General features: G+C 64.5%; 11 protein-coding genes and 2 pseudogenes. 4 read left to right on the forward strand and 9 right to left on the reverse strand.

What is annotated here, in order from left to right:
• Positions 1–28 precede the first annotated feature (28 nt).
• The 3 genes and pseudogenes from MFF56_RS28560 to MFF56_RS28570 all read right to left on the reverse strand — a co-directional run bounded on the left by MFF56_RS28560 (position 29) and on the right by MFF56_RS28570 (position 1,882).
• Positions 29–592, reverse strand: a pseudogene (locus MFF56_RS28560) (NADPH-dependent FMN reductase).
• Between the two features lie 36 nt (positions 593–628).
• A complete protein-coding gene (locus MFF56_RS28565; protein ID WP_066923733.1) occupies positions 629–1,210 on the reverse strand; it encodes a cytochrome b in 582 nt (193 codons plus the stop codon).
• A 60-nt stretch (positions 1,211–1,270) separates the two neighbouring features.
• Entirely contained in the window at positions 1,271–1,882 is a 612-nt protein-coding gene (locus MFF56_RS28570) for a YceI family protein (protein WP_066923734.1), read from the reverse strand.
• Positions 1,883–2,042: 160 nt separating this feature from the next.
• Here MFF56_RS28570 and MFF56_RS28575 point away from each other — a divergent pair, with 160 nt between their 5' ends.
• Entirely contained in the window at positions 2,043–2,939 is an 897-nt protein-coding gene (locus tag MFF56_RS28575) for a LysR family transcriptional regulator (RefSeq protein ID WP_238231887.1), read from the forward strand.
• A gap of 64 nt (positions 2,940–3,003) precedes the next feature.
• Here MFF56_RS28575 and MFF56_RS28580 read toward each other — a convergent pair whose 3' ends face one another.
• On the reverse strand, positions 3,004–3,933 hold the full coding sequence (locus MFF56_RS28580) for a LysR family transcriptional regulator (protein ID WP_066923737.1): 930 nt from the start codon (positions 3,931–3,933) through the stop codon (positions 3,004–3,006).
• Positions 3,934–4,032: 99 nt separating this feature from the next.
• Between MFF56_RS28580 and MFF56_RS28585 the strand changes: the two are divergent.
• The 3 genes and pseudogenes from MFF56_RS28585 (at position 4,033) to MFF56_RS28595 (ending at position 5,870) form a co-directional block, all read left to right on the forward strand.
• Positions 4,033–4,794: pseudogene (locus MFF56_RS28585) on the forward strand (3-oxoacyl-ACP reductase family protein).
• Positions 4,795–4,832: 38 nt separating this feature from the next.
• A complete protein-coding gene (locus MFF56_RS28590; protein WP_066923738.1) occupies positions 4,833–5,435 on the forward strand; it encodes an NADPH-dependent F420 reductase in 603 nt (200 codons plus the stop codon).
• Positions 5,436–5,468: 33 nt separating this feature from the next.
• Positions 5,469–5,870, forward strand: a complete 402-nt coding sequence (locus tag MFF56_RS28595; RefSeq protein ID WP_066923740.1) for a nuclear transport factor 2 family protein — start codon at positions 5,469–5,471, stop codon at positions 5,868–5,870.
• 266 nt (positions 5,871–6,136) lie between these two features.
• On the opposite strand, the gene MFF56_RS28600 is transcribed toward MFF56_RS28595, so the two are convergent.
• The 5 genes from MFF56_RS28600 to MFF56_RS28620 all read right to left on the reverse strand — a co-directional run.
• A complete protein-coding gene (locus MFF56_RS28600; RefSeq protein WP_066923743.1) occupies positions 6,137–6,766 on the reverse strand; it encodes a tyrosine-type recombinase/integrase in 630 nt (209 codons plus the stop codon).
• A gap of 485 nt (positions 6,767–7,251) precedes the next feature.
• Positions 7,252–8,922, reverse strand: coding sequence for a TadE/TadG family type IV pilus assembly protein (locus MFF56_RS28605; protein WP_082773116.1), 1,671 nt, complete (start codon positions 8,920–8,922; stop codon positions 7,252–7,254).
• A complete protein-coding gene (locus MFF56_RS28610) occupies positions 8,913–9,482 on the reverse strand; it encodes a TadE/TadG family type IV pilus assembly protein (RefSeq protein ID WP_238231889.1) in 570 nt (189 codons plus the stop codon). Before MFF56_RS28610 ends, MFF56_RS28605 begins: the two co-directional genes overlap by 10 nt.
• Positions 9,483–9,535: 53 nt before the next feature.
• Positions 9,536–10,138: a TadE/TadG family type IV pilus assembly protein gene (locus MFF56_RS28615; RefSeq protein WP_082773118.1), complete on the reverse strand. Its 603-nt coding sequence runs from the start codon at positions 10,136–10,138 to the stop codon at positions 9,536–9,538.
• Between the two features lie 400 nt (positions 10,139–10,538).
• On the reverse strand, positions 10,539–10,965 hold a 427-nt coding region (locus MFF56_RS28620), incomplete at its 5' end, for a calcium-binding protein (RefSeq protein ID WP_373324226.1).

The following is a 10,965-nucleotide window of genomic DNA, read 5'->3' on the forward strand; positions in this document are numbered from 1 at the left end:
TCCAGCCCAAGTCACCCCGTCGCCATGCTCAGGACCTCCGCGCGAAGGCCGCAAGGGCTTCGAGTTGCTTAGCCAGGAAGCCGCGGGTCACCTCGTCGGTGATGGTGCCGCTCTCCACGTCGACCTTTCCGGTCACGCTGCCGACCATCACTTCGGGCTTGTTCAGGACGTGCGCGTCGAGGAACACCAGCACCTGCCGGAGGTGGTACTGGGACCGGGCGCCGCCGATCATCCCGGGCGAGGCGGTCTGGATGGCCACTGGCTTGCCGGCAAACGGCGTCGAGGGCAGACGGGAGATTCAGTCGAGGGCGTTCTTGAGCGCACCGGGCACTGAGTAGTTGTAGTCGGGCGTTACGAAGATGACCCCGTCGGCGGCCGCGATGGCCTCGCCCATGGCGACGACCTCGGCCGGGAAGCCATTGGCCTGCAGGTCGGCGTCGTAGTGCGGGAAGGCGCCTATCAAACCCAGGTGCTCGACCGTCACGCCCTCCGGCGCGAGGTCCGGAAGGGCCCGGGCGATGGCCGCGTTGTAGGAGCCCTTGCGCAGGCTCCCGACCAGCGTGACGAAGCGGAGGGGTCTCAGGTCTGCCATGTGTGGTTCCGTTCCCGTGTCGAGAGTGCGCTCGGATCAGGCCTCGGCGCCCCGGGTCGATGTAACCGACGTCCCAGGGCGGGATGCCGGCAGCATGCCGCGCAGGATGCCATCCCGGTCGACGAAGTGGTGCTTCAGCGCCACCAGCGCATGGCCCAGGACCATAGCCCCCATCCCCCAGGCCAGGGTGACATGCAGGAGTTTCGCCGAGTCGTACCACTCCTTTGCCGGTGCGGTCAGGGGCGGCAGGGTGAACAGGCCGAGGACAAGGATCGGCTTGCCGGCCACCGAACTCCACAGCCAGCCGGACATTGGAAGGGCCAGAAGGGCCAGGGCATAGAGCGCCAGATGGCCGAGGCCGGCGACCCGTTTCATCGCCGGGCTGATCGTATCGGGCAGGGCCGGGGCCGGATGGGTCAGGCGCCACGCGATCCGCAATACGATCAGGAACAGCAGGGTGCTGGCCAACGCCTTATGGGTGATGGTGAGGCCGTGATGAGGGTTCAGGGTCTCCCGGAGGTAGACGGCGCAGAAGCCCAGGATCCAGGCGGCGATCCAGATCGCGGCCATCAGCCAATGCAGCGCCTTGGCGGTCGGCGTGTACGAATGCGCGCTCATCGAAGACCTCCGGTAGAGAGGGGGGACGGCGGCGCGACCCCGCGCCGCCGGACGGTCATGTCAGTCCTGCTTCTCGAAGGCGCCCGCGATCGTGAGATGCAGCTCGTCGCCGATCAGCGGCACGTAGGTCTTCACGCCGAACTCGGAGCGCTTGAGCTTGCCGGTGGCCTCGAAGCCGACGGTGGTCTTCTTGTTCAGCGGGTTGGTGCCGGCGCCGACCAGGGTGACGTCGAGCGTCACCGGCTTGGTCACGCCGTGGAGCGTCAGGTCGCCAGTTACCTTCGCGTGGTCCTTGCCGGCCGGCACGACCTTGGTGGACACGAAGGTCATGTCGGGGAACTTGGCGGCGTCGAGCCACTGGTCGCCCTTGAGCTCGTCGGTAAGCTTGGCGCTGGTGGTCGTCACCGAGGCAACCGGGATCTTCACCGAGAGCTTGGCCGCCGCCGGGTTCTTCGGCTGCAGCTCCAGCGTGCCCGACACGTCCGAGAAGCCGCCGGCGTAGTTCGAGAAGCCCATGTGGGAGACGCGCCAGCCGACCTGGGTGTGGTTCGGATCGACCGCGTAGGTGCCGGCCTGGATCTGGGCCGGGTCGCGAGTCGGAGCAGTCTGGGCGATAGCAGGCGCGGAAAGGGTCAGGGCCAAGCCAAGGATCGAGGCGGTGAGGGACTTCACGGTTGTCTCCGGTTCGTAAACAGGGCGCCGGGCTCGCCTTCCCGACGAGCCGTGTTTTGGCGTTGATGGTTGCCTACCCCCATTCCCGGCCCGATGTGAGACTGCTATCCGGCACCACATGGTTGCTCGAGCGGAAACCTTCGGCGGCGACATTCTTGACGTGCGCGCCTTCTGCGCGGTGGTCGATCTCGGCACCGTGACGGCGGCCGCCGCGAGCCTGCGGGAGACCAAGGGCAGCGTGAGCCGCCGGCTCTCCCGGCTGGAACGGGCGCTCGACGCCCGCCTTCTCGCGCGCCATCCCAGGGCGGTCACCCCGACCCCCGAGGGGCTCGCCTTCTACGCCAGGGCGAAGGAGGGCTTGGCCCTGTTCGACGAGGCCGCCGAGAGCGCGCGCGACTCCCATGCGGTCCCAGCCGGGCACCTGCGGGTGACCACCTCCGTCGATTTCGGCATCGAGGTCATGCCCGAGATCGTGGCGAGCTTCCGGGCTCTGTTCCCGCAGATCACGGTCGAACTCCTGAACACTGACGGCGTGCTCGACCTTGCGGCCAACCGGGTCGACCTGGCGCTTCGCCTGGGCGGCGAGGACGGCGACACCGGCTATCGAGCGTCCATGATGGCCACGCTCGCCATCGGGCTCTACGCCTCGCCGGCCTACCTGGAGCGCCGGCCGGCCCCGGCGGGGCTGCCCGATCTCGCTGACTACGATCTGATCCTCGGCCGCGAGAAACTCGGGCCCTTCGCGAAACTGCTCTCCGCCGACGGGCGGATCGAGCCGGTCCTGCTTCGGCCGGCCATCCTCGCCAGCGACTTCGCAGCGGTACTGAGGTTGACGCTGGTCGGCGCCGGCATCGGCCAGCTCCCGACCTTGGTGGCGGCCCGTTCCGTTCAGAGCGGCGATCTCGTGCGCGTGCTCCCGGGGTGGTCCTCCGGCGGCGGAACACTCCGCGCCATCAGCCTCGCGGGGCGGGAGTTGCCGGCCCGCGTTCGCCTGTTCCGCGAGCACGTGCGTGGCGCCCTGGCCAGCCGTTTAGCCGTGGAGATGGCGCCGCGCTGACCTGGGTCGGCCGGGGCTCCTTCCACGCTTCCGGGCATTTATCTGATCTGCTGGCGACCAAAACTTACCCCAGGCTTCCTGCAAATCGCTCGGCCAGACGCTCGGTCTTAAACGCCTCGACCACCCAACCGACGAAGACCCGCGTCTTCGGTGGCAGGTTGGCGCGCGAGGCGAAGTAGAGGGAGATCGCGCCGGCATCGGCGTACCAGCGTGGCAGCAGCCGTACGAGGTTCCCCCGTTCGAGGTCTGGGTACGCGTCGGGCACGGCTACGAGCGCCACGCCGAGCCCGAGCAGCGCCGTCTCCCGCATGGCGCTCGGGTCGTTCACGACGACGCTTTCCCGCAGGAGCGCGCTCTCCTCGCGGCCGGTTGCGTCTCGCATCGTCCAGTGCCTGATGCGACCGGTCTGGAGCGACCGCATGACGATGCCGTCGAATCCTTGGAGCCCAGCCGGATCGGAGGGCGGCACGCGGCCCCGCATGTAGGCCGGCGACGCCACAGCGATGATGTGGGCGGGTGCCAGAGTACGGGCCACGATGCCGGGGGACAGCGCGAAGCCGCCGCCGATGGCGGCATCGTACCCCTCGGCGACGAGGTCGACCTGGCGGTTCTCGAAGTGCCATTCCGGACGGACGCGCGGATGGCGGGCCAGAAAGCCCGGCAGAAGCGGCAGGACGTGGCTTAACCCAAAGGTCGGCGGCAGGCTGACCTTGAGCGTTCCGACCGGCTCGCCGCCGTCCGCTGAGACGCCGGCAATCGCGGCTTGCAGGCCATCCAGGTTTCCTCCGACCGCCTGGCGGAAGCCCTCGCCGGCCTCGGTCAAGGTGAGCTTGCGCGTCGAGCGGTGAAACAGCCGCACCCCGAGGTTCCGCTCCAACATCGCCACGTTGCGGCTGACCGCGGCCGGCGTCAGCGACAGCCGCCGCGCGGCCTCGGAGAAGCTGCCGCTTTCGGCGCTGCGCACGAAGGCTTCGAGGTTGGCCAAAGTCTCCATGCAACACCTTCAACGATCCGTTGAAGGCATACCAAGCCATTTCCGGCTAATCCAGAGCGAGTGGTTGGCTCATTCTCACGCCATCAATAACGCGATGGAGTGACGACGGTGACCCAGCAACCCCAACCCCTCGCCGGCAAGACAGCGCTCGTGACCGGCGGCTCCCGTTCGATTGGCGCCGCCATCGCCAAGCGACTGGCCGCCGACGGGGCTACCGTTGCCCTGACTTACAGCGCCTCGCCGCAGCGTGCCGCCCAGGTCGTGGCGGACATATAGGCGGCCGGCGGCAGAGCCGTCCCGGTCGAGGCCGATGCCGGTGACCCGGCGGCCGTCCGGGCGGCCGTCGCCCGCACCGTCGAGATGCTCGGCGGCATCGACATCCTGGTCAACAACGCCGGCATCGCCATCAACGCACCTATTGAGGAGGTCCGGTTCGAGGACTACGAGCGGATGCTCGCGGTCAACGTGACCGGCGTGTTCGTCGCGACCCAGGAGGCCGTCCGCCACATGAAGGCCGGCGGGCGCGTCATTCACATCGGCTCGTCGATGACCCGCTACGCCGCCTTCCCGACGGCCTCGGTCTACACGCTGACCAAGGGGGCCGTGGCGGGCTTCAACCGCAGCCTGGTCCGCGACCTCGGCCCGAGGGGCATCACCGTCAACACGGTGCATCCCGGTCCGACCGACACCGACATGAACCCGGCCGACGGGCCGGTCGCCGCCATCGTGGGTCCCGGCATGGCCATCGGCCGCTACGGCCAGCCCGGCGAGGTCGCCAGCGTCGTCGCCTTTCTGGCGAGCCCCGAAGCGGCCTTCGTGACGGGCGCGGACATCGTCGCCGACGGCCAGCTCACCGCCTGAACCCGGCCACCGCCAGGCCAGCGATACAGGAGCAAACCATGCCCAGCATCGGCATCATCGGCGCCGGACAGATCAGCGCCGCCATCGCGACCGCGCTCGCGCGCCGTGGGATCCCTGCCACCATCGCGAATAGCCGGGGGCCGGAAAGCCTGGCGGATACCGTCGCCGCGCTCGGGCCGAGCATCACGGCGGGTACCCGCGAGGAGGCCGCCTCGAAGGACATCGTCTTCGTCGCTGTGAACTGGTCGAAGCTGCGGGCCGCCCTCGATGGCCTGTCGGACTTCGCCGGCCGCATCGTGATCGATGCGAACAACGCCATCGAGGCGCCGCTGTTCAAGCCGTTCGACCTGGGCGACCGTTCATCGTCCGAAGTGTTCGTCAGCTTCGTCCCCGGGGCTCGGGTGGTGAAGGCTTTCAACCATCTGCGGCCGGATCTCGTATCCGGCGATCCCACCAGCGACGGGGGCCGCCGCGTGCTGTTCTACTCGGGCGACGACGGGCAGGCGAAGGCGGAGGTGGCGGCGCTGATCGACCGGCTCGGCTTCTTCGGCATCGACCTGGGCTCACTCGCGGTCGGTGGTCGCTTCGTCCAGTTTCCTGGCGGGCCGCTCACCGCGCTCGACCTCGTCAAGTTCGACTGAACACCCGAACCGGCCATGCCAAGGAGACATCCCATGTCGGACACAACATCGAAAATCTCAGAAGCGGCGGAGCCTGATTACGATCGGCTCCTACGCGCCAACTTAGAGCGTGTTTTCAACGAGCGGGACGCGGAGCGGCGCGCCGCAGCACTCGCCGAACTCTTCGTCGAGGAGCCTGTGATGTACGAGCCGGACAACGTCGTGCAGGGACGCGACGCCATCTCAGCGGTCGCCGGAGCCTTGCTGGACCGGTTTGGCCCGATATTCCGCTTCACGCCGGCCGGGACGGCCGTCGGCCATCACGGCTTTGGCTCGCTGCAATGGCAGGCGGGTGACGAAGGTGGCTCGGTCACGGTCACGGGGTCGGATGTCGCAGAAGTCGTCCACGGCAGGATCGCGCGCCTCTGGGTTCTGCTTAACCCGCCGGAAGCCTGAAACTGCCGGCGCGGAAGTTTATGGCAGGCTAGCGGAAAGGGCGATCATCCCGCTTGGAGCCGAATTCAGCCAATCGCCCACTGTCCGCTTTTCCCCCTTCCGCTCCCGGAAGCGGACAGTCGCAAAACCACCCATCGCGGTCGCCCGTTCGCAGATTGGGCTGCCAGGAAGCGGACATTCCCAAAGCCTGCTTAGGGTCATTCGGCACTCTGGGGGGGCGACCATCATGCTGGCACGCCGCGGCCATCTCGACCGCGGCGTCCGGTTCAGATCTCGGTCTGCTCTGAGAGGATCAGAGCGTCGTCAACCTCAATGCCGAGGTAGCGAACCGTGCTCTCCAGCTTGGTGTGGCCGAGTAGCAGTTGGCAGGCTCGTATATTGCCGGTGCGCTTGTAGACCAGCGCGACCTTCGTGCGGCGCAGGCTGTGCGTGCCGAACACCGAGGGATCCAGGCCGATCAGGGCAACCCAGCGGTCGACCAGCCGACTGTAGTGCCGCGTCGTGAGATGCTCTCCGAGTCGACTTCGGCTTGGAAACAGCCAGTCGCCGGCTTTCAACCTGCGCGCAGTCAGCCAAGCCGCGAGAGCCTCGCGCGTCGGTTCGGTAATCTCGAACGGAACCGGCCTGCCGGTCTTGCGCTGGCAGACGGTCGCTCGAAGACGCACGGCGTCGCCCAGGTAGATGTCGCTCACGCGCAGGCCGACCAGATCACACCCGCGCAGCTTGCTGTCGACGGCAAGGTTGAACAGGGCAAGGTCTCGCGTACGGTTGGCGAGCTGGAGGCGCGTGCGCAGGGCCCAGATGTGCTTCGGCTTCAGTGGCGGTTTGGGGCCGACGATACGGCCGCGGTTCCAGGGAACACGTGTGCTGGTGGGAACAGTGACAACTTCGGGCATGAAAGGCTCCTGGGTTGAGGAGCCCGCCATGAGGAATCCGATGCTGCCGCTGAACCCAACGTCGCAGACGGCTCTCTGCAGCACAAGCCGACATTGGCGCTGGCGGGCCTGGACCGCTGCTCCCGACCCGTAGCAGGCTCTGGGAAGGTCCGCTCCTGGACTACGCAGCCGTCGTCATCTTCGCGTTCAAGACTGTCACTCGTCGTGTGCCACGCAGCCGCCCGAGGCGTCCGTAGGCGATCGGGGGAGGGTTAGGACTGCGCCGGCACTAAGCAGCACCGAGGGTCGGGCTGTGAATCGTCTCGTGTCGCGGTTCGCGGACGACGGTGACGCTCGACGCACAAGGACCTGGGAGCCCGGAGTTCCGGCGCGTCATGACGCGCCGAGGGTAGCTGCGCGGCGTGCCGCTCGCCCCTTGGCGAACAGGCGCCAGCCGTTCCAGGCCATGGCAGTCGCCATGACACCAGAGCGGCCGTATCCGCGCGTTACTGCGTTAGTCTAAGCGATCCAATGCTGGATGCAATCTGGTTGAAGGCATTGATCAGACCATTTGCATCATTTGCAACGAAGAACTGATTAGTCGTACTCGCGCAGCTGCTGAGAAGGTTAAGGCCTTGCTGATCGATAGGGTCTGCCGAGACGCTGAAGCCAATCGTGTAGATCGATATACCAGCAGATTTTGCATTGCTACACGCCTGCGCAGTCAGGGCGTCTAACGCATTGCGCGAGTTTGAAGCGGTCGAGATGTTTTGGTTGCCTGGTGGCAGACGTGTATTCGGACCTGACCCATCCGCGTTCTTGATGTAGCCTGCTGGAAAATACATGGACTGGTTATAGGGCGAGTTCCCGTTCATTGGCCAACTGTTCTCCCCGTCCGTCATCAGGATGAGGATCTTGTTGACTGTGCTCGAGCTGTAGGAGGCCGGCGGGCTCGATCCGCTGGCGAAGACGCTCAATGGAGACAGCGTTCGCCAACCCCACATCAGGCCCTCGTGGATGTTGGTTGACCCCAGCGGCGCCATGCCGTTGATGAGATTCTTTAGGGCGGCGGTATCGCTTGTCAGCGTTTGCAATGGCTTGGTCGTGCAGCCAAAATTCGGGCCGTTTGGCACCCCGGTGTAGGAATTGGAATTTGTCGGTGCCGCCCCAGCAGGAGAGACGTACTTGCAGGACCTTCCTTCAAGCTGCGCGAAACTCAAATTGCTCGTAGAGTCGCATCCAGACGTCCCATTCATGTCTCTGATGTAGCTATTGAAGCTGCAGTTTGAACCTACACATGCGTACGTTACACTGCCATCTCCGGGCTCGTCGGGCGCTAGCATCGGCACAAAAAGGGAATCGTTGGAAGAGGGCATAACATCTTGGACGTTGAGCGGATAAGGCAAGGTCTCGAGACAGCCTGCCCAAGCCCAGTCAGCGTATGCACTCTGGAGTTTCGAGAAAATTTGAAGGCGATTCGTGAAGCCGGAGGCGCCCGGCGATAGCACGTTGGTCCAATGATACGAAGACTTTCCGGCAAGGTCGATCCAGGACGAGGAGCGATAGATTGCTGGAATCGCTACAGCCGAGGCAAAGGGCACGATGGAGAGGCGAGTCCCAGACGAGAAAGAGTCATTACTGTAGACGTAATCCACGAAGTTGGTCGCTGCCGTCTTCAGGGCTTGCATTTTCGTTTGGCCGCCGCCGGAGACGTTCATCGAGCCGGTGTTGTCGAGCACGAGAGCAATTTCGAATGTTTTAGGCAGGGGAGTGGCGCAGCGCGCGGTGGCGCGCGGCCTGATCGCCGTCGTACCGGTGATCTTGCCGAAGAAGATGGGCGAAGGCATCCGCGAAGTCAGCGTGATCTGTCGCGGATTGTCGGTGATGTTGAGTGGGTCAATTGTAACCGCCGCGCCCATGAAACCAGCCATCGTCATGCTGGCCTGGATCTGCAGCGCAGGCTTGGTCGTGGAGAGCGGCGTCTGACATAGGGCGAGTGCCGTCGCGTCTGTGGCAGCCTGCAGTTTCACTTCAAGACGAGTAGCCAACCCGTAGTCGATAGCAGCGCCTGTGAGGCCCAGAATCGGCAGGCTGAGAAAGGCAAATAGGATCGCGACGTTGCCGTCCCGGGCTCCACGCAGGCGTGCGACAGCCTTGCACACTGCGGCTACTTGCATTCTTCGCCTCCCGGAAGGACCACCTCGGTGTAGGTGTTCGCTCCGTATTTCTTGCCGCCCCGAGCCGGCCAGGGCATGCTAACCTTGAAACTGAAAGTTCCGTTCGCGTTGCCAAGCAGCTTGACCAATGCACTGCCGAGGAGTGGCCTATAGTCCATGTTGGCTTCAGTCAGGATATACCGTACGCCTGTTGTCTGAAATCCGGCTGGCACAGTCAGGTCGCTTGCGGCACCGAGACCTCGGGCCGTGGCGTTTGCGCTTGCGGTGCTGGAACAAACCTTCGGGATGAGGTTGAGCTTCGTCAGATCGACGCCCATCGCACTCACGACGATCTTGACTCCAGAACTATCGAATGGGCGCAGCACTGCATTCGAGGAGGCGAAGATATCTGCCATGAGACCGGAGCCGATAGGGTTCTGTGTGTCTCCCTGAGCTGTCAGGTCCGACACAGTACGGGCGAGCAGTGTCAGCTTGCGCCAGTTGTCGATCGCATGTGCGTACTCTGAGACGCCAGCGAAGACTAACAGCAGCACCGGCAGTATTAACGCAAATTCGGTCATGGCGCTGCCCGAGCGACACAAAGTAAAACGGGCCACTACGGTTCCGGGCGCCTCTAACTGGCACATGCTGTGGTTCCCGTAGTCTGATAAGGCTCGGTGCGGAAAACCGCCGTTGACATCAAAAGGTATGAGCCATCTGTGAAGGTACTGAATTTTACTCCGAGCAGGCCGAGGAAAGCCGGAAATTTAACGGCTGCCGTGACGACCACGATTGTGCCGGGCTTGGGGCACACATAAGTATTTCCGAAATTAGTACTCCATGTACCTGTATTCGGATCGACAGGGGCTGAGGGTGTGGACGCGCCGAAGGAGCTGGCCGTCCTCACGTCGAGTTTGACTGCAGAGCAGTTGAACAGAGTGATGAGATTGCTGGAGGCCGAGCCGCACATCTGTGACCGAAGCCCTGTAAGCAACGCCGCCGGGTCGGTTTGCCCGGCGTTAGCGAGCTGGAATTGCCCGGTGAATAAGGACCGAGCGCCAACTTGCAGAGAGCGATCGAGATTTTGAGCGGCCCAGATGAGGAAAGCGACCTGGATGATCGCGGCGCACAACCCCAGGAAAGGTACAGCGACTAGCGCGAACTCAACTGCTGCCGCTCCATCATCGGCATCAGCAAAAGCTTTAATCCTACTGAGTGGCGAGAAGCGGGCTGCCATCACATTGCAACGGTATGAAGCTGATTTTTGTAGATGCCTCTATAAGGCTAAGGTTAAAATTCGGTCTTTTTAGGAGGCCGCTCGCGGATCCGTTATCGTGGACAGAACAAGATCCGTATTCCTCTGCCTGACCTTCTTTTCCTACGGAGCGTTACATAAAAATGCTGGCCAGATGGTCTCTCAGAATCTCGAGATCGGATGTCCGCTGCTTGACACGTCGCCAAGTTGGACTTCCACTGTGACCTGCGATGGCTCGATGCAGAACACTGGCGCTGCCGGTGCGTTCTCAATCCTCGCCGAGCACGACCTCAGGCGGCTTGCTGCAGCTAGGATGATGCAGCAAGTCCGGTCGAACGCGGCGGGCCTTTTCATGCTTGGTTGTCGTCCGTAGCTTCAGCCCCTACACGACCCAGCTAGCCTGGAAGGACGATGCCGAGATACCCTGCAGGAGTACGCTGCCGTCGGACAGGGTGACGAGCGTGCCTCCGGCGACCTGGCTCACCGTGTAGCCCTGGCCCTGCAGCCACAACCTGTCGCCGCTCGCGAACGAGAAGTCGCTCACCGTGTCCTGACCCTGGCCGCGGCCGAACACGAATGTGTCGGCGCCAGCCTCGCCCCGGAGCAGGTCGTTGCCCGTGCCGCCTTCCAGTGCATCGTTGCCGTCACCGCCGAATACGATGTCGTCGCCCTCGTCGCCCCAGAGGCGGTCGTTGCCCGCCCCACCCTGCAGCAGGTCGTTGCCACCCTGGCCGCCCAGGATGTCGTTGCCGTCGCCGCCGTACTGGGTGTCGTCACCCGCGCCGCCCTCGACGAGGTCGTCGCCGGCC

The sequence above is a fragment of the Methylobacterium hispanicum genome, assembly GCF_022179285.1.
Taxonomy (GTDB): domain Bacteria; phylum Pseudomonadota; class Alphaproteobacteria; order Rhizobiales; family Beijerinckiaceae; genus Methylobacterium; species Methylobacterium hispanicum.